Annotated in this window: 17 protein-coding genes; 11 read left to right on the forward strand and 6 right to left on the reverse strand. The window is 60.1% G+C overall.

Annotated features, from left to right (window positions below):
* Positions 1–20: 20 nt before the first annotated feature.
* Both L6758_RS10190 and L6758_RS10195 read left to right on the forward strand, forming a co-directional pair.
* Positions 21–2144 (forward strand): threonine/serine ThrE exporter family protein, encoded by a 2124-nt coding sequence (locus L6758_RS10190; RefSeq protein ID WP_237195115.1) that lies wholly within the window; start codon positions 21–23, stop codon positions 2142–2144.
* Positions 2134–3603, forward strand: coding sequence for a threonine/serine ThrE exporter family protein (locus L6758_RS10195; protein ID WP_237199286.1), 1470 nt, complete (start codon positions 2134–2136; stop codon positions 3601–3603). Before L6758_RS10190 ends, L6758_RS10195 begins: the two co-directional genes overlap by 11 nt.
* 60 nt (positions 3604–3663) lie before the next feature.
* Here the strand turns inward: L6758_RS10195 and L6758_RS10200 are convergent, their stop codons facing one another.
* Positions 3664–4344, reverse strand: coding sequence for a uracil-DNA glycosylase (locus L6758_RS10200; protein WP_272878605.1), 681 nt, complete (start codon positions 4342–4344; stop codon positions 3664–3666).
* A 62-nt stretch (positions 4345–4406) separates the two neighbouring features.
* Here L6758_RS10200 and L6758_RS10205 point away from each other — a divergent pair, with 62 nt between their 5' ends.
* From L6758_RS10205 to L6758_RS10230, 6 genes are all read left to right on the forward strand, one after another.
* Positions 4407–4649 (forward strand): DUF3263 domain-containing protein, encoded by a 243-nt coding sequence (locus tag L6758_RS10205; RefSeq protein ID WP_237205993.1) that lies wholly within the window; start codon positions 4407–4409, stop codon positions 4647–4649.
* A 99-nt stretch (positions 4650–4748) separates the two neighbouring features.
* Positions 4749–5495, forward strand: a complete 747-nt coding sequence (locus L6758_RS10210; RefSeq protein WP_237205994.1) for a LytR C-terminal domain-containing protein — start codon at positions 4749–4751, stop codon at positions 5493–5495.
* Positions 5496–5822: 327 nt separating this feature from the next.
* Positions 5823–7448, forward strand: coding sequence for a chaperonin GroEL (gene groL / locus L6758_RS10215; protein ID WP_135013265.1), 1626 nt, complete (start codon positions 5823–5825; stop codon positions 7446–7448).
* 240 nt (positions 7449–7688) lie between these two features.
* On the forward strand, positions 7689–7841 hold the full coding sequence (locus L6758_RS10220; RefSeq protein ID WP_237205995.1) for a hypothetical protein: 153 nt from the start codon (positions 7689–7691) through the stop codon (positions 7839–7841).
* Between the two features lie 117 nt (positions 7842–7958).
* On the forward strand, positions 7959–9095 hold the full coding sequence (gene rlmC, locus L6758_RS10225) for a 23S rRNA (uracil(747)-C(5))-methyltransferase RlmC (protein ID WP_237205996.1): 1137 nt from the start codon (positions 7959–7961) through the stop codon (positions 9093–9095).
* Positions 9096–9186: 91 nt separating this feature from the next.
* Positions 9187–10275, forward strand: a complete 1089-nt coding sequence (locus L6758_RS10230) for an isochorismate synthase (protein ID WP_237205997.1) — start codon at positions 9187–9189, stop codon at positions 10273–10275.
* A 2-nt stretch (positions 10276–10277) separates the two neighbouring features.
* Here the strand turns inward: L6758_RS10230 and L6758_RS10235 are convergent, their stop codons facing one another.
* Positions 10278–11087: a 4'-phosphopantetheinyl transferase family protein gene (locus L6758_RS10235; RefSeq protein ID WP_237205998.1), complete on the reverse strand. Its 810-nt coding sequence runs from the start codon at positions 11085–11087 to the stop codon at positions 10278–10280.
* Positions 11088–11167: 80 nt separating this feature from the next.
* Between L6758_RS10235 and L6758_RS10240 the strand changes: the two genes are divergently transcribed.
* Positions 11168–12076, forward strand: coding sequence for a ribonuclease HI family protein (locus L6758_RS10240; RefSeq protein ID WP_237205999.1), 909 nt, complete (start codon positions 11168–11170; stop codon positions 12074–12076).
* On the opposite strand, the gene L6758_RS10245 is transcribed toward L6758_RS10240, so the two are convergent.
* The 4 genes from L6758_RS10245 to L6758_RS10260 form a co-directional block, all read right to left on the reverse strand.
* Positions 12073–12363, reverse strand: coding sequence for a WXG100 family type VII secretion target (locus tag L6758_RS10245; RefSeq protein ID WP_237195082.1), 291 nt, complete (start codon positions 12361–12363; stop codon positions 12073–12075). The genes L6758_RS10240 and L6758_RS10245 overlap by 4 nt on opposite strands.
* Before the next feature lie 328 nt (positions 12364–12691).
* Positions 12692–14107, reverse strand: coding sequence for a sensor histidine kinase (locus tag L6758_RS10250; RefSeq protein WP_237206028.1), 1416 nt, complete (start codon positions 14105–14107; stop codon positions 12692–12694).
* An 84-nt stretch (positions 14108–14191) separates the two neighbouring features.
* On the reverse strand, positions 14192–14902 hold the full coding sequence (locus L6758_RS10255; RefSeq protein WP_185174100.1) for a response regulator transcription factor: 711 nt from the start codon (positions 14900–14902) through the stop codon (positions 14192–14194).
* A gap of 126 nt (positions 14903–15028) precedes the next feature.
* Entirely contained in the window at positions 15029–15274 is a 246-nt protein-coding gene (locus L6758_RS10260; protein ID WP_237206000.1) for a hypothetical protein, read from the reverse strand.
* A gap of 106 nt (positions 15275–15380) precedes the next feature.
* On the opposite strand from L6758_RS10260, the gene L6758_RS10265 reads away from it, so the two are divergent.
* Positions 15381–15941, forward strand: coding sequence for a DUF3027 domain-containing protein (locus tag L6758_RS10265; RefSeq protein WP_237206001.1), 561 nt, complete (start codon positions 15381–15383; stop codon positions 15939–15941).
* Positions 15938–17308: an MFS transporter gene (locus L6758_RS10270; RefSeq protein ID WP_237206002.1), complete on the forward strand. Its 1371-nt coding sequence runs from the start codon at positions 15938–15940 to the stop codon at positions 17306–17308. The genes L6758_RS10265 and L6758_RS10270 overlap by 4 nt, the downstream gene beginning before the upstream one ends.
* Positions 17309–17341: the final 33 nt, after the last annotated feature.

Below are 17341 nucleotides of genomic sequence, written 5' to 3' on the forward strand. Positions count from 1 at the left end.
AGGCGGAAGGAGTAATCCCTTTGACCCCCAGCAAGACTCCCTTGCAGCAAAAGGCTTACCCTTCTGCCTCTGCTTTTGATATAGCTCCCTCTGATGAGGGCACCGGGGCCGGGGCTTTTGGACAGACGGCCCTGCTGCCGCGCGTGGCATCGGGTGAAAGCCCTGCGGCTGGGCAGGGGAGTGCCGGGCAAACTGCACAGGGTTCGGACGCCAGTGGGCAGGACGCCCCCGCCCCCTCGTCCTCTCAGGCTTGGGGGCCCCTGCCGGTCGTGTCGCTTGATGAGGTGCGGGACCCGCAGCTGCGCAACCGCCTGGCCCACCTGGGGCAGGGCGAGAGCGCCTTTGATACTCCTGCTGAAACCGTAGACTCTACAGCTACCGGGGTAGCTGAACCGCCGGCGTCCGCTTTTGATCTGGCAACCCCCGCCACCTATCAGGTGCCCTCAGCTTTTGGCCCGGCTACCGACCTGAGTCTGGGGAGAGCCGATAGCGACAGCGACCCTGGCCCGGTAACTGCGGGAACCCCCACTGTTAACGAGGCAACAGGTCTGCAACAGGCCTCCTACCCCTCGGCTGCTGGGCCCCACACCGTTGCCCTGCCAACGGCTCCCCGCCCGTCCGTCAAGCGTCCCTCTCGAGTGCGGTCCTCCCTCAAGTCTTTTGTGAGCACCGACCAGTCGCTTACCAAACCCATGCGAGGCATCGCCCGCCTGGCCCAGCGTCCTTTCAATATCGCTGCAGCCCACCGGGCCGAATATGTGCGGGAGAAAGAAGAGGCCCGTGAGGTCCTCAACTTCTCCCTGCGTCTGGCTGAGACCATGTTCCACTACGGGGCAGATACCGTCGATGTGGACTCGGCTATCGTAGCTGTGTGTGCAGCCTACGGGCTGGACGACGTAGAAATCGATATCACCAACCAGTCGGTGATTATCAACTACGTCTCCGATATCGACGAGGTCGATGACCGCACCCGGGCTATCAATCTGAGCGAACCTGAAGACACCGCACCCGGTAAAGAACGGTTTAGCCACACGGTCATGCGCGTGGTGCGCTCCTGGTCAGAGAACTACGCTGCCCTGGACGACATCTACAAGCTCATCAACGACATCACCGCGGGCGGGTTGCCCCGCCACCGGGCCGAGCGTCGCCTGCACAAGATCAATACCGCTAAAAAGCCCTACTCGCCCATGATTATCATGCTGGCTAACATTGTGGCGGCCTTCTCCCTGGTTCTGGCCCTGGGCGGGTCTCTCGCTGCGGGGGCTGTGGGCGGTATCGTTTTCCTGGCGATTCACTTCGTTAACAGCCTGATCTCTAAGCTCAAGATGCCCGGATTCTTTAACATGGCTGCGGGTGCCGGTGTGGTTACCTTCGCCGCTATTTATATATCGGATGAGGCATCTATCTTCTCCCAGGTGGGCTTTCACGTTTCGGCTCCCCACATCGTGGCGGCGGGGCTCATTATGCTCCTGCCCACCGCCCGGTTGGTTTCAACGGTGCAGGACGCTCTCAACGGCTTCCCGCTCACGGCGGCGGGTAAGTTCGTCTCAACCGGTATGTCCTTCCTCGGTATCGTGGTGGGGCTGGCCTCGGCGGTAGCGGTGCTGTCGGTACTGGGGGTGAGCGAGCTCGATATCACCGAAACCCGATTTGTGGGTGCGGGTCTGGCGGTCAGCTACACCTTCTTTATGCTGGCCTCTCTTGCCTTTGCTGTGACCACCCACGCCCGTTGGCGAACCCTTCTGTGGATACTGCTGATCGCTACCTGCGGCTTCTGGGTCTACCAGGGCTATACGCTCATGTTTGGCCCCGGGGCGGGGCGAGCCAACACGGCTTTTGCCGCTCTCGTGATTGGCCTGATGAGTACCTTCCTGGCCTATCGCCTGCATGCCCCTGCCTCCATCTTCTACGTGCCTGCCCTGACCTTCCTGCTTCCCGGTCTCTCCGTCTTCCGCGGCCTCTACCTTTTTACGGTCGAAGCTAACTCCGATGCCGGTGTGCCCGGTATGGTAGCGGCTATTGGCATTATTCTTTCTATGGCATCTGGCGTAGTTCTGGGGAGCTACCTCATGCAGTACATCATTCAGCGCTATCTGAGCCCCTCGGTCGAGGGTAGCGAACAGAAAGAAAAGCGTGACCGCTAGCGGGGGGTTTCGCTCTTTTGCCCAGCCCCAGCAGGCTCTAACCGTACCTATCCGCGGGATCGCCCGCGTTGCCCAGCGTCAGGTTGCGCAGGTTGCCTTAGCCCGTTACCGCCAGCGGGTCAGACAGAAGGAAGAAACCCGCGAAATCCTGGCTTTCGCCCTGCGCCTGGCTGAGACCCTCTTCCACTATGGCGCCGACGCAGCAGATGTAGATACTGCGGTAGTGACCGTATGCGCCATGTACGGTATTCACGATGTAGAAGTTGATATCACCTATCAGTCCATCGTGATTAACTACGTCTCTGAGTTCGACGAAGCGGCTAGTCGCGGGCAGCTGCCCGAAGCCGGAGGGCTGGAGAACGAAAAACTGGGCTTGACCCTGGTGCGGGTCGTTCGCTCTACCTCCGAGAACTACTGGGCTCTGCACCAGCTCTACCGACTGGTGCACGATATCGCTCAGGGGACCGTGAGCCGGGCCCGGGCCGAACGCCGCCTAGCTCGGGTCAACGCTCAAAAGAAACCCTATTCACCGGCCGTTTTATTGGCGTGGAACCTGCTGATCGCGGGGGCATTTACCCTGGGTGTGGGAGGGTCTTGGCGGGCTGCGGTTACTTCTCTTGCGGTGTTTACCGTGGTGAACTTCGTTCTGGTGTGGGCGGGGCGTTTGCGCCTGCCCAGCTACTTCATGATGGCCCTGGGTGCTGCAACGATTACGGTGCTGGCCCTACTCGTATCAGATCCCTTAGGGTGGCTGTACAGTAGAGGGTTTTACGTTTCTGCCCCGCACATCGTGGCAGCCGGGCTGATGATGTTCCTTCCCACCTTCCGCCTGGTTTCAGCGGTGCAGGACGCCCTCCACGGCTTCCCGCTGACTGCCGCCGGTAAATTCGTGGTGACGGGAGCAAACTTTACCGGTTTGATTGCCGGGATCTCGGTAGCGGTAACCCTCATGAACTATTTTGATGCCACCAGTCTTGACGTCCAGCAGTCGGTCTTTAGCCCCCCGCCCCTGTGGGTTTCTATTGCCGGTATGGTCATCGGTAGTGCTATGTCTGCAGCTGCCTGGCAGGGGTCAGCGCGCACTATCGTGCTGTCTGGACTGGTGTCTTTGGTGGGGCAGCTAGCCTACTACGGGGTAGGGGCGGTCGCCGGTGAGGACGGCGCCCGTCTGCAGGTGCTGGCAGGGGCAACAGCCGTAGGGCTGAGTGCTGGCTTCCTCGGGTATCTTCTCCATAGCCCAGCGTCGATTTATTATGTTCCGGGCATGATGTTTATGCTGCCCGGTCTCACTATCTTCCGCTCTTCCTACCTCATCTTGAACGGGCAGGATACGCTGATGGGGTTGCAGGGGCTCACTCTTGCTGGCGTGACTGTTTTGCTGATGGCAACAGGTATTGTGTGCGGCACCTATCTATGGGACGCTCTGACAGAGCGGCTGCGCACCTTGGCAAAAAATTAGGTATATGCCTTCATAGCTATGAACTGATAGGCTTCTGACAAGCAGATACTGCGTTTGTGGCTATCGGGGGAGCTGCCAGTTAACGGGCTCTGCCCCCTGCTGAACCAGAAGCTCGTTGACCCGGCTAAAAGGACGAGAACCGAAGAAACCCCGCGAGGCCGAAAGCGGGGACGGGTGCGGGGACTCCACACAGGGGTAGCCGCCGAGCAGGGGCCTGCATTTGCGGGCGTCCGCACCCCAGAGCAACCCCACCAGGGGCATGCCCCGCTGCGCCAGCGCCTCGATGGCGGCGGTCGTGACCTGCTCCCAGCCCAGATTGCGGTGCGACCCCGCCTGACCTGCTCCCACCGAGAGCACCCTGTTCATGAGCATAACCCCCTGGGCGCTCCACGCCGTAAGATCCCCGTGGGCCGGAGGTACCAGCCCGGTGTCGGCCTGGAGCTCCTTATAAATGTTCTGCAGCGACCGGGGAATCGGGCGCACCTCGGGGCGCACCGAAAAACTCAGACCCATCGCGTGACCGGGGGTAGGGTAGGGGTCCTGCCCAATCACCAGCACCTTCACCTCGTTCATGGGGTAGGTAAAGGCCCGAAAAATATCGGTTCCAGGGGGAAGGGTTGCCCGCCCGGCCTCGTGCTCTGCGCGCAGGAAGTTACCCATAGCTCGAATCTGAGGCTCCACCGGGGCGAGGGCTTGAGCCCAGTCAGGGGACATAATCTCATGCAGGGGACGGGCAGGCACAGTACTCCTTGAAAGGGATGCGGTATTCTCCCTACTAAGACTAGACCACTGAAAGTTAAGAGATGAGCAGCGAGACCACCGAACCCGCAGAGGGCTTGAGCGAGCTTGAGGTAGCTATTCTCAGTCTCGAGAAAAAACGCTTCAAATACCAGGGCAGCAAAGAACAGGCTATTACCCGTACTCTGGGGCTGACCCCGGTTGCCTACTATCAGCAGCTCAACGCTCTGATCGACAACCCCAAGGCAGTTGCCGCCGAACCCGCGCTCACCCGCCGCCTACGGCTCAAGCGCGATGCCCTAACCTAAGCCTCTTAGTCGGTAGGGAGGGTGAGCCCGCTTCACCGGCACCTAGCGTGTACCCTAGTAACTAAAAGCCCGCCACCGCGCACAATCATGAGGATGCCCGTGAACAGCTACCCCCGCGATGAGTTTGACGACATCGATGAGAACAACGCCCGCCGCGGCGCCTATCGCGGTGCTGTTGACGATACTGCGACGTCCCGCGCTGGTCTGCTCGCTATTATTGTTAGCGGCGTGCTGGCCCTCATCGTGGGTGGCACCATGTACGTGATCTCTCCGCGCACCGCTGCCCCCGAGGCGTCCGGCTCAACCAGTGCCACCGCTGCCGCATCGGCAAGCCCGAGCGCTGAAGCTACTCCCACCACTAACCCTTCTAGCGTGACCGTTGAGGTGTATAACTCCAGTGCACCTGCTGGCGCTGCTGCCCAGGCTACCGCAGCCCTCGAAGAGGCCGGCTACACCGTTACCTCTACCGCTAACTGGGCAGGAGCCTACACAGCGGAGTCTTTGGTGTACTTCGCCACCGGGGCCTCCTCAGAAGCTAACGAAATAGCCGACACCCTGGGCCTGCCCACCATCGCCCAGGACTACCAGGCTGAGACCGGTCTCGTCTACGTGGTGCTCGGAGCCGACTTTGACCCCACCAGCCTGCCTGGGGCGCCGTCCTCACCTTCAGCTACTGCCCAAGAAACTGCCGATAGCGGCACCGGAGCGGCAGAGATAGGGCCTAACCCCGGTATACCCACCTCCGTTGATCGCTATAGCTATGACCCGGCCACCGCTACCTTCTACCTAGACCCCACCGGTAACTACATCTACGACTCAGCAACCGGCACCTACCAGCTAGGCTAGGGACGCTTACTCGCGGCCAGCGGACGTCCGCCTACCACCTGCCCGGCACCTCTTGTGCGCTGTGGGCGATTAAGGCTCAGCTGGGGGAGCAATAGGTTTGCGCCCCTAGAGCTCAAGTGCCAAGATTGGTATTAGCACTCAGAGGCTTCGACTGCTAAATCATGTGCTAGGTTTAGCCGCCGAACCGCTCTTGAGTAAAACACCTGAAGCGATGCTCTGGTGAGGCGCACCCTACCCGCCCCGACGGCGAGAGATAGGCTGCGCCGTCCGTCGCGGGCACCGAAGAATCGCGCTCACCCCGAATGTTCCAGAAGGAGCGAAAGCCATATGGCAAAGCTGATTGCTTTTGATGAAGAGGCACGCCGCGGTCTTGAAAAGGGTCTGAACACCCTGGCAGACGCAGTGAAGGTAACCCTCGGCCCCCGCGGTCGCAACGTTGTACTGGAGAAGGCCTGGGGCGCACCCACCATCACCAACGACGGTGTTTCCATCGCCAAGGAAATCGAACTCGAAGACCCCTACGAAAAGATCGGCGCAGAGCTGGTCAAGGAAGTCGCCAAGAAGACCGACGACATCGCCGGTGACGGTACCACCACCGCAACCGTCCTGGCTCAGGCTCTCGTCCGCGAAGGCCTGCGCAACGTCGCCGCTGGCGCCGACCCCCTCTCCCTCAAGCGCGGCATCGAAAAGGCTGTAGAAGCCGTCACCGCCGAACTGCTGGAGTCAGCTAAGGAAGTAGAAACCGAAGAAGAGATCGCTGCAACCGCATCTATCTCAGCCGGCGACCCCGAAATTGGTAAGCTGATTGCCCAGGCCATGGAAAAGGTCGGCAAGGAAGGCGTCATCACCGTCGAAGAGTCCAACACCTTCGGCCTGACCCTGGAACTGACCGAGGGTATGCGCTTCGACAAGGGCTTCCTCTCCGGCTACTTCGTCACCGACGCAGACCGCCAGGAAGCTGTTCTTGAAGACCCCTACATCCTGATCGTTAGCTCCAAGATTTCTAACGTCAAGGACCTCGTCCCCGTCCTCGAAAAGGTCATGCAGTCCGGCAAGCCCCTGCTGATTGTCGCTGAGGACGTCGAGGGCGAAGCTCTGGCTCTGCTGGTCCTCAACAAGATGCGCGGTTCCATCAAGTCTGTAGCTGTTAAGGCCCCCGGCTTCGGTGACCGCCGTAAGGCCCAGCTGGCCGACATCGCTATTCTCACCGGCGGCCAGGTCATCACCGAAGAGGTCGGCCTCTCCCTCGACACCGCAACCATCGACCTGCTCGGCCAGGCCCGCAAGGTTGTTGTCACCAAGGACGAGACCACCATCATCGAGGGCGCCGGCGATGCCGACGCTATCGAGGGTCGCGTAGCCCAGATCCGCGGTGAAATCGCTAACTCCGATTCCGACTACGACCGCGAGAAGCTGCAGGAGCGCCTGGCCAAGCTGGCTGGCGGCGTTGCAGTTCTTAAGGCAGGTGCCGCCACTGAGGTCGAGCTCAAGGAACGCAAGCACCGCATCGAGGACGCCGTCCGCAACGCTAAGGCAGCTGTTGAAGAGGGCATCGTCCCTGGCGGTGGCGTAGCCCTGATTCAGGCCGGCGTTAAGGCCTTCGAGAAGCTGGAACTTTCCGGCGACGAAGCAACCGGTGCCAACATCGTCCGCGTCGCTATCGATGCTCCCCTCAAGCAGATTGCCTTCAACGCAGGCCTGGAGCCCGGCGTTGTTGTGGATAAGGTCCGCAACCTGCCCGCAGGTACCGGCCTGAATGCTGCAACCGGTGAGTACGAAGACCTCATGGCAGCAGGCATCAACGACCCCGTGAAGGTAACCCGCTCTGCCCTGCAGAACGCCGCCTCCATCGCTGGTCTCTTCCTGACCACCGAGGCCGTCGTTGCTGACAAGCCCGAACCCGCAGCAGCAGCTGCCGCCCCCGACATGGGTGGCATGGGCGGCATGATGTAATCGCGCCCGCCTGAAAACCGGTTCACGTCCGGTTTCTCATGTGCTGTAAGCTCCGCCGCTTCTTGCCCCCTGGCAAGGAGCGGCGGAGCTTTTTTGCACCCTTCTGAAAATATGACTAAAAATTTTAGATAATAGTATTGCACTTCACACCAATCTGTGGGTATGCTTTAAATCACTAAAGAGGTCTTCTCTTACTTTTACTCATCAGTATCAAAGGCGAAACTGAAAGGTGTGAGGCATATGGTTACCATTGTCGATCTTGTTCTCTACGCAATCATCGTGGGGCTCCTGGCCATGCTACTTGTTGCCTACGCATCCGACGGTTGGACCAAGCTCGAGAAGAAGAGCGCTGAGGCTCTCCATCGCGATCTTGCATTTGGTGCAGGTGGCTAAGAGTTAATAGTGATTGTGTTTTCCTGGAACCGGCGTCTCGGCAACGAGGCGCCGGTTTCTCTTTGCCCGAAGCCCCGCCTATACGCCAGGTGGCAAGGGCTGTAAAATAGTGAAGCTATGCGTTGCCACTACTTCGATGCCGGCCTCTGCCGCTCATGCTCCCTACTTGAAACCCCCTACACCGACCAGCTAGCGGGTAAGCAGCATGACGCCCAGACCCTGCTCGAACCCTGGGGTAACCTCAACTGGCTCCCACCCGTAGCAAGTGCAGACCAAGCCTTCCGCAACAAGGCCAAGCTGGTCGTAGGTGGAACCTCCCAGCAGCCCACCCTCGGTATTCTCGACAGGCAGGGGCAAGGCATTGACCTCACCGACTGCCAGCTTTACCTGCCCGCAATTAGCCGAGCCATACCCGTCCTTGCTGACCTAATCCAGCGGGCTGACCTTACCCCCTACAACGTTCAGAAACGCAAAGGGGAACTGAAAAACATTCTGGTGACCGCTTCCGATAGCGGCGAACTGATGGTCCGCTTCGTTCTGCGTTCCAAAAAACTCATCGTAGCGCTCAAACGAGAACTGCCCCGGCTTCACGAACAGCTACCCCAGCTTGCGGTAGTGAGCGTCAACCTGCTGCGCGAACACGTTGCCCTGGTTGAGGGGAGCGAAGAAATTATTCTGACCGAGCGCACTACCCTGCCCATGCAGGTCAACGATATGACCCTGCACCTGCGCCCCCAGAGCTTCTTCCAGACCAACACCCCCATCGCAGCTGCCCTATACCGTCAGGCCCAGGCCTGGGTTAGCGAAGCAGCACCGGCCAGCCTCTGGGACCTCTACTGTGGGGTAGGAGGCTTCGCCCTGCACGCTGCAGCGGTCATGCCGACGGGGGCTACCGTGACCGGTATTGAAATTAGTAACGAGGCTATTGCCTCTGCCCAGCGCACCGTCGCTGAACGCGGTCTAACGGGTTTACACTTCATTGCCCAGGATGCGCCCGACTACGCCACCAGCAGTGGCCAGGTACCCGAGATGCTGATTGTGAACCCGCCCCGCCGGGGGCTGGGGCCGCAGCTTTCTCACTGGATCGAGGGCAGCGGTATCGACCAGGTGATCTATTCGAGCTGCAACCTGCGCTCTCTCGTTAAAGACCTCAAAAGCATGCCGTCGATGGAGCCCGTACAGGGGCAAGTAATGGACATGTTCCCGCACAGTAGCCACTACGAGACGATTATGCTGCTTAAGCGCAGCCGCTAGTGCGCCACCATTTTTAGGCTCTCGTCAGGCCTGTGTACTAGGGTGAAAGAAGCCCAACTCCGCTCCCCAAATAAGTGTGAAAGAAAGTAAAATGCCTCAGCTCCCTGCCCTGCCTTCGCCTTTTATGCTGGCTAAAGGCACTACCGTAGTACGGGCTGAAGGTGCCCTGACTCCGGTGGACGAGGCAGACGCCCTGAGCCTGGCCCAGCGCCGGGGCTCAGCGGTAGTGGGGCTGATACCTTTTGACCCGGACGCTCCGGCCCAGCTTGCTGTCCCTGACCGCTGGGTGCGAGAAGATATTCCCTTGCCCGCTGATGACACGATGGAACAGCCTGCTCCAAGCCGAGTAGATGGGGAAGATAACGAGGGCTACCGGTCCTCTGTGGCTCGAGCTGTTGAACTCATGAACCGGGGGAAGCTCGATAAGGTCGTCTTGGCCCGCCTGCTACGGGTGCGGTACGAGCAAGAACTGAACCTGCCCCGTCTCTTTGATACCCTGCGTGCTCAGCAGCAGCGGGCTACCGTTTTTAGCGCCCAACTACCCAATGGAAACTACCTCATGGGTGCCTCGCCCGAGCTTGTGTTTCAGACTGAGGGAAGTTCGTTTCGAACTGTGCCCCTAGCTGGCTCCGCTGCCCGAACTGCTGCCCCGGGGAGTACCGACGATGCCCAAATCGGTGAGGCTCTCATGCGGTCTGCTAAAGACAGGGCTGAACACGCAACGGTGGTTAACGACATCCGCCAGCGGCTAGAGGCCCTTACCGTGCAGATGGATGTGCCCGCCGTACCTTCACTTATTTCTACACCCCAGCTCTGGCACCTCAGTACGCCGGTCACCGGCCAACTGCTGCCCGGTGTCTCGTCGCTGCAGGCTGCCCGTGCTATTCACCCCACCCCGGCTATTTGCGGCACACCTACAGAGGTGGCTCGGGGGCTGATTGAAGAGCTAGAGCCTTTCGACCGGGGCTTCTTCGGCGGCCTGGTGGGCTACATGGACGCCCACGGGCAGGGGAGCTGGTACCTGGTTTTGCGCTGTGCCGAGGTCGCCCCGCAAGAGGCTACCCTTTTTGCTGGCGCCGGTATTGTGAAGGATTCAACCCCGGCCGGTGAGCACTCTGAGACCGCAACCAAGCTGGGGACCTTCGCCCGGGCCCTGGGGCTTAATCTGGGCTCCCTATAGCTCTAGTGCATTTCTTGCCCTAGCGCCCGGCGCACCATGAGCGGCGTCGTAACCCTGTGGCTGGTGAGGGTATGGGGCTGGTCGCTGGCAACAGCTAGTAGGTAGGTGCCCTCGTGGACCTGCCAGGTCACCCAGTAGGTGCGGGGCTGCGCCTCACCGGGTAGTTGTACCGAGGCCCTAGCCGTAAGCCCGTGGGCATCTTCCAGAGCGGCGGGCAGGGGCGGCAGAGCCAGCATAACGGTGCTGGGCGCTAATGCCAGGCCGTAGCCGGTAGCCTTGAGTACCGCTTCTTTGGCGCCCCAGAGTAGGTGCCTTGCCAGGGCTGCCTCCGCGGCAGGTAAGGACGCCACCACCCGCTTTTCGTAGTCGGCGAGGGCGATACGGTCGAAGCTATCGTAATAGCTACCGCGCACAGTAATGAGATCGAGCCCTATACTGAGCCCTGCCGGTCCGGTTACCCCGGCCGCCAGCCCTAGGGCCCTTGCCATGCTGAGGTTGACCCCTTCAATACGTGGCTTGCCGTGGGGCTGCCCGCTTCCACATAAAAGGCAGGTGCGGTCTACCGCTATATCTGCGGCCGCCGTCGCCTTAACCCCGAGCAGAGTCGCCGCCATACACCGCATGAGGGTGTGCTGGGCTGCAAAGGCAAGCGCTTCGTCCGGGTTCTTGAATTCAGCGGCCTTCACCTGCTCCTCAATACCGACGTAAGCCAGCCAACTCACCCCGTGGCCCGTGCGGAGGGTCTCTGCGGGCATGCTAAAAAGGGTGAGCTGGGCGCTCGCTGACCCGGCGAAAGCTGAAGGGTGAACCATGATGACCATTCTAGCGGTGACGCCCCAGGTGAGGCGGCGCGTAGAATAAAAGGCGCCTGCAACCTGAAAGTTCGAGGACTATGACCGAAAAAATCATCGCTGCCGCCGACGGCTCTGCCCTGGGTAACCCCGGGCCCGCTGGCTGGGCCTGGTATATCGATAGGGACAACTGGGCTGCCGGTGGCTGGGAGCACGGTACCAATAATATGGGTGAGCTCAAAGCGGTGCTTGACCTCTTTGAATCAACCGCAGACCGGGCAGATGAGCACCTGCACGTTATCTGCGATAGTCAGTACACCATCAACTCCATCACCAAATGGATGCCCGGGTGGAAGAAAAAGGGCTGGAAGAAAAGCGATGGTAAGCCTGTGCTCAACGTTGATTTGATGCAGGCCCTCGACCGGGCTATTCAGGGGCGGAGCTATTCCTTTGAGTGGGTGAAAGGGCATACCGGTCACCCTCTGAACGAGGCCGCTGATGAACGGGCTAACCGGGCAGCCCAAGCCTACCGCGACGGCACTCCGGTAGAGACCGGGCCAGGCTTGGGATCTAAGCGTGGTCTTAGCCCCGTGAACAGTGCAAGCCTTGAACCGCATAGTAGGGGCTCGGAGCAGAGTCTGGCACCGCAGGCTTCCGAGAGCGATTTAGACCCCGTAGCTGAAGCCCTGGCCCACGAAGAGCAGATGCTCAAGCCCTCTATCTACGGGTCAGAAAAGCTTGTGGGGGCTCTGATGCACCCTGAGCTTACCTGGGTCGTCCCGACCGGCCAGGTGACAGATCGGGCAACCGTCCTGGCCTACCGGGAGCGGGCCTGTGCGGCAACAGGAACACCTGAGATTCTTTCCTCGGTTGCCCTGGGGCAGAATGCTGCCCTACTGGTATCGAAGGTACCTACGGCACGAGGAACCCTGCTACGTTCAAGCACCTGGGTGCTCACCGGCGGCAGCTGGAAGCTCCGCTACCGCCAGGACACCGCGACGAGAGACTAACCCACAAACATGGCAGCGTTCGCCATTTCGGTTTCTGAATAGTTCACGCCTGCTCGTGAGAGCGCTTCGTTAATCTGGGCAATCGACTCTTCCACCTGGTGCTGGGTAGCCCGCCAGTGGGCGAGCACGCCCTGGAAATTGGCGGACGCCGAGCCCGTCCACGACCCCTGAAGGTCCTGGAGCGAGGCGGTGAGGGCATTGACCTCTGAAACGATGGTCTCTACCTGGGCGCGGGCCTGGGCTGATTTGCTGGCAATGAGGTCTGCATCGACATTGAACTGGGCCATGGGGCTCTCCTTTGAACAGGGGGTATGTAAGGGGTATCAGGTGCCGATAGGGTGGGCTGCCTGATACCTTTGAGCCTACGGGGGAGCTATCTCTGGCCGGAAGAAAAAGAGCACCTGTGGAAAACCCCGCCCCGGCAGTTGAGCTGCCAGGGCGGGGTTTTGCACACCTCTAGAAGAAAAATATGGTGCAGTGATGACGTCTCTATGACGGCTTCTAGCAGCTATCCACAGGGGCTCTGCACCAGCGGCTCTGCACCAGGGGCGTAGCAAGCTGCCGAGGACAAGAAAGCCCCGACCAAACTTCTAGAGCGTCAGGATAAGGCCTGGTCTAGACCTGCTCACCCGCTGCAAGCGGAATAGGGCCGGTGTGGTCACTGTACTGGGGAATGCGAATAGTGAAGGTAGCTCCGCCGCCTTCTGTCTCTTCAACCCGTACCGTGCCGTCATGCTGGCCTACAATCGCAGCGACGATTGCTAGCCCCAGACCGGTTCCACCCGTCTCACGAGTACGTGAGGTATCAGCCCGGTAGAAACGCTCAAAGACGCGCTCGGCGTCCTCCCCGTGAATACCCGGGCCATGGTCACGGACCTGGAGCACGGACGTCCACGTGCCATCAACGCCCGGTACCGACCCGACCGCAATTTCAATCGGGGAGCCCGCCGGGGTGTAGCGCAGGGCGTTGGTCATCAGGTTGGCGATGACCTGGCGCAGTCTTTGCTCATCGCCCCAGACCAGGGAGGTAAGAGCTTCTGCACCCTCTAGCCCCACCACCTCGATGGTGCGGTCGGGGGCCGAGGCGAAGGCGTCATTAGCGGCGTCCGTAGCTAGCTTCAGCAGGTCTACCGGGGCGTTCTCGGCAACCCGGCGCTCGTCGAGACGAGCCAGGGTCAAGAGGTCTTCTACCAGCTGGCCCATGCGCTTCGACTCTGACTCAATGCGGTCCATAGCCATAGCCACTGCCTCGTCATTGGGCAGACCACCCATACGATAGAGCTCCGAATACCCCCGAATCGAGACCAGAGGGGTACGCAGCTCATGGGAGGCGTCGCCCACGAAACGCCTCATCTTCACCTCTGACCGCTTTTGGGCGTCAAAGGCCTCTTCAATATGCGAGAGCATGGTGTTCAGGGACGTAGTCAGGTGCCCAATCTCGTTATAGGGGCTGTAGTTCTCAATGCGCTGGGAGAGGTCGCCTGCGGCAATCTGGGCTGCGGTTTGCTCCACACGGGCAAGGGGCTCAAAGGCCCTGGTGACGATTACCCAGGTCAGCGCAATAGAGGCCAAGAGTGTAGCCACACCAAAGAGCATGGTCAAGCCCCCCACGATAGCTACCGTCTGATTGATCTGGGTCAGGGGAGCGGCGATGACCAGGGTCTGATTGGTGTCCTCAACCGGGAAAGCGATCAGGCGCCATTCGGTGTGGCCGCTGGCTGAACGTACCGTCAGGGCAGCCTTGTTGTAGCGCTTGACGTTATCGGCGGTGAGACCCGAAATGACGGGGGAGGAGGACTCATCAGCCAGAGTTGCCACCGGGCGTACGATATTCCCGTCGCTGTCTAGCAAATATGCTTCGTAGGGAATGAAAGTTCCCTGGGTTTGCGATAGCTGTTGATCAGCGTAAACCGCAGTCACCAGGTAGCTGTAACTGGCACTAATCTCATCGTCGAGTTGGTCCATCATCTTGGCTCGAATCGCTGAAATAGCGACCAGAGACATCACAGAGATGGCCAGAGCCAGCAGCATAGATGTTAAAAGCACGAGCTGGGTTCGCAAGGACAGCGAACCCAGCCGGTGCACAGAGAGACGAGAGCGCAAACTCGTAACCCCTTAGTTTTTGTTGGCGGTACGAAGCAGGTAGCCGACGCCGCGCTTGGTGTGAATCAGCGGGGGCAGGTTCTGGTCGTTATCGATCTTGCGACGCAGGTAGGAGATGTAGGACTCCACGATAGAGGCGTCGCCATTGAAGTCGTATTCCCACACATGGTCCAGAATCTGGGCTTTAGACAGCACACGGTTGGGGTTGAGCATCAGGTAGCGCAGGAGCTTGAACTCGGTGGGTGAGAGGTCGATTTCGCGGTCGCCGCGGAAGACTTCGTGGGCGTCGTCGTCCAGCACCAAGTCGTCCACGCGTAGGCGGGAATCTTCTTCAATGTGGGGCTGGGTACGGCGCAGGACGGCGCGGATGCGAGCCACAACTTCATCGAGGCTGAAGGGCTTGGTGACGTAGTCATCGCCGCCGACGGTCAGGCCGGTCACCTTGTCTTCGGTGTCGTCCTTAGCGGTGAGGAAGAGAACGGGGAAGAGGCGGCCGGAGCTACGCAGCTTGCGGGTGACGGTGAAGCCGTCCATATCGGGCAGCATGACATCGAGTACAGCCAGGTCGGGTGACTCGGTCTCAGCCTTCTCAAGGGCTTCACGGCCGTTGGCTGCGGTGACAACCTCAAAGCCCGCAAAACGCAGGGAGGTTGCGAGGAGCTCTAGAATGTTGGGTTCGTCGTCGACGACCAGCAGTTTTGCTTCAGGTTCTTTGGTATTCACGCTTTTAATTGTGCGCTTACTACCTGTGGACTAGCTGTGTGCAGCTGTATGTTCTGCTGAGTTTGCCTTAGCCCTGCTGGGAAAATGCGGTAAGTACGCCGTGAGCAAAAGGGCAGAGCCCAGTCTCTAGCTAGCTCGGCGGCGAAGCAGAGTGAGAAACAGGGCTCCTAATAAGGCCAGAAAAGCCAGGGGTAGGGTGAGCAGGGGAGCTAGGCTCAAAAAATTGGGTGCCTGCCCGGTAGCCCACTTGAGCAGGAGCATGGTGACGCCGCAGACAGTTCCCACCAGCATGAGGACGCCGGCGGTAAGCCCCAGCGCCCGGATAGCTCCGCCGTAGGGCAGCTCTGGAATTTCGGTTCGTTCAGAAGACATACCTCTACGCTATCAAGGCCAGCTATACCTACCTAAAGAAGCACGGGTATTACGCCGGGAGGAAGAGCAGCGGCCACAGCCTCTACCGGCCTGCTTTAATAGGAGTATGACTGAAGAGGTAAAAGACGAGCTAACAGCCCCCGGCGCTTCGAGCGCAGAAAGCTACGAGCAGCCCGGCCCCGAAGCCGCTGAGCAGGCACCGGCGTCCGCCCCTGAACCAACCCTGGGTGAACCCACCCGCCGTCGCCGTACCAGCAAGGTCGACGCCGTCCTTGCCGCGGCTAAAGACGTAGCCCTCGCAGGCCTAGCCGATATCGCACCCGAAAACTCCATCGGCCCCGTCCACCACCTGCGCGGTGAAGAAGAACGCCTCACCACCCACCTTTTTGAATGTACCCTTCCCGGCTATCGCGGCTGGTTCTGGTTTGCCACCCTTTCGCGTGCCCCCCGCTCAAAGGTAGCAACCGTCTGTGAGATCGGCCTGCTCCCCGGCGACGACGCCCTACTGGCCCCGGCCTGGGTGCCCTGGGCCGACCGTCTCCTGCCCGAAGACCGGGAGGAAGAAGAGTACGACCATGACGATGCGGACTACGGTGACAGCGCCTCAGAGAGCGAGGACGATACCGACTTCACCGAAGAAGCTCAGGTAGGTGCCAGCGCTAAATGACAGCTGCCCAGAGACCAGAACCCCAACCAGTAACTAAGCGGAATAAAACCTTCCGCTCCCTATGGATTTTTAACTACCGAATCTGGTTTATTGGGGCACTGGTCTCTAACATCGGCACCTGGATGCAGCGCACCGCCCAGGACTGGCTGGTTTTCAACGACCTCTCAAGCCATGACTCTACCCAGATGGGTATCGTCATCGCTCTGCAGTTCGCCCCGCCCCTCTTCCTCGCCCCCTATGCCGGTGCGCTTGCCGATAGGGGCGATCGGCGAAAAATTCTCCTATGGACCCAGAGCACCATGGGCTTGCTGGCTCTCGGGCTGGGCCTCTTGGTGCTATCGGGTCATGTCGCTATCTGGCACGTCTACCTCTTCGCGCTAGCCTTGGGCATCGTCTCAGCCCTTGACTCCCCGGTGCGCTCTACTTTTGTTTCAGAACTTGTTTCAGATGCAGACCTCCCTAATGCCGTAGCGCTCAACTCCATGTCGTTCAATGTTGCCCGTATGATTGGCCCGGCGGTCGCCGGCCTGCTGGTGGTGGTCATAGGCACAGGGCCGGTTTTCCTGCTGAATACCCTGACCTTCATCGCCATGATCCTGGCAATTATCGCTATCCGTGAGAATGAATTACGGCAGTTGCCACGGTCGTCCGCCGCTCACAACCGGGTGCGCGACGGCCTTACCTACCTCAAACATCGCCCCGACATCATCGTGGTGATGGTGGCAGCCTTCCTCATTGGTACTTTCGGCCTGAATACAGCCCTCAATATTGCTGCTATGGCCACCACCGAATTCGGGCAGGGCGCGGGTGAATTCGGGCTGCTGAACTCCGTTGTTGCCATCGGCTCGGTGACAGGCACCCTGCTAGCTGCTCGGCGGGATACCCCACGCATGCGGTTCATGTTTGCCTCCTGCCTGGGATTCGGCGTGGCAACCCTACTGGCGGCGCTCGCCCCCAACCTCTGGCTGTTTGCCCTGGCCCTGATTCCGCTCGGGCTCATGGCGCTGACCATCATCACCTCAGCAAACGCCTACGTGCAGGTAACAACCGAGCCTGCCATGCGAGGGCGGGTTATGAGCGTGTATATGGCAGTATTCATCGGCGGAACCCCTATCGGCTCACCCCTGGTTGGGCTGGTCAACGACGTCTTCGGCGCTCGCTGGGGCCTGGGTGTTGCCTCTGCCTCCGGTTTTCTGGCGGCCCTGATCGGGCTGATCTGGATTATGAAATATAAGCACCTGCACCTGCACTACGACAGGCAGGCCCGCACCCGCCTGGTGCTGCGTCCGCGCCCTGAAACCGCTGAGAGCCCTGACCGGGAGCCGCCCCCGGTCACAGCAGCAATCGACCTGCAAGAACCCCGCTAAAGATTAAGAAAAGAAGGACGCCGCCCCCGACTT

Origin of the sequence: Rothia nasimurium (genome assembly GCF_928382285.1) — a bacterium.
In the GTDB taxonomy this organism is placed as follows: Bacteria; Actinomycetota; Actinomycetes; order Actinomycetales; family Micrococcaceae; genus Rothia; species Rothia nasimurium_E.

What these genes read in the sequence shown, in the direction of transcription:
- L6758_RS10240 (WP_237205999.1), top strand. Translation starts at nt 11,168, where the DNA reads ATGACCGAAAAAATCATCGCTGCCGCCGACGGCTCTGCCCTGGGTAAC.
- L6758_RS10205 (WP_237205993.1), top strand. Translation starts at nt 4,407, where the DNA reads ATGAGCAGCGAGACCACCGAACCCGCAGAGGGCTTGAGCGAGCTTGAG.
- L6758_RS10220 (WP_237205995.1), top strand. Translation starts at nt 7,689, where the DNA reads ATGGTTACCATTGTCGATCTTGTTCTCTACGCAATCATCGTGGGGCTC.
- L6758_RS10250 (WP_237206028.1), bottom strand. Translation starts at nt 14,107, where the DNA reads ATGCTGCTGGCTCTGGCCATCTCTGTGATGTCTCTGGTCGCTATTTCA.
- L6758_RS10260 (WP_237206000.1), bottom strand. Translation starts at nt 15,274, where the DNA reads ATGTCTTCTGAACGAACCGAAATTCCAGAGCTGCCCTACGGCGGAGCT.
- L6758_RS10265 (WP_237206001.1), top strand. Translation starts at nt 15,381, where the DNA reads ATGACTGAAGAGGTAAAAGACGAGCTAACAGCCCCCGGCGCTTCGAGC.
- L6758_RS10230 (WP_237205997.1), top strand. Translation starts at nt 9,187, where the DNA reads ATGCCTCAGCTCCCTGCCCTGCCTTCGCCTTTTATGCTGGCTAAAGGC.
- L6758_RS10270 (WP_237206002.1), top strand. Translation starts at nt 15,938, where the DNA reads ATGACAGCTGCCCAGAGACCAGAACCCCAACCAGTAACTAAGCGGAAT.
- groL (WP_135013265.1), top strand. Translation starts at nt 5,823, where the DNA reads ATGGCAAAGCTGATTGCTTTTGATGAAGAGGCACGCCGCGGTCTTGAA.
- rlmC (WP_237205996.1), top strand. Translation starts at nt 7,959, where the DNA reads ATGCGTTGCCACTACTTCGATGCCGGCCTCTGCCGCTCATGCTCCCTA.
- L6758_RS10245 (WP_237195082.1), bottom strand. Translation starts at nt 12,363, where the DNA reads ATGGCCCAGTTCAATGTCGATGCAGACCTCATTGCCAGCAAATCAGCC.
- L6758_RS10235 (WP_237205998.1), bottom strand. Translation starts at nt 11,087, where the DNA reads ATGGTTCACCCTTCAGCTTTCGCCGGGTCAGCGAGCGCCCAGCTCACC.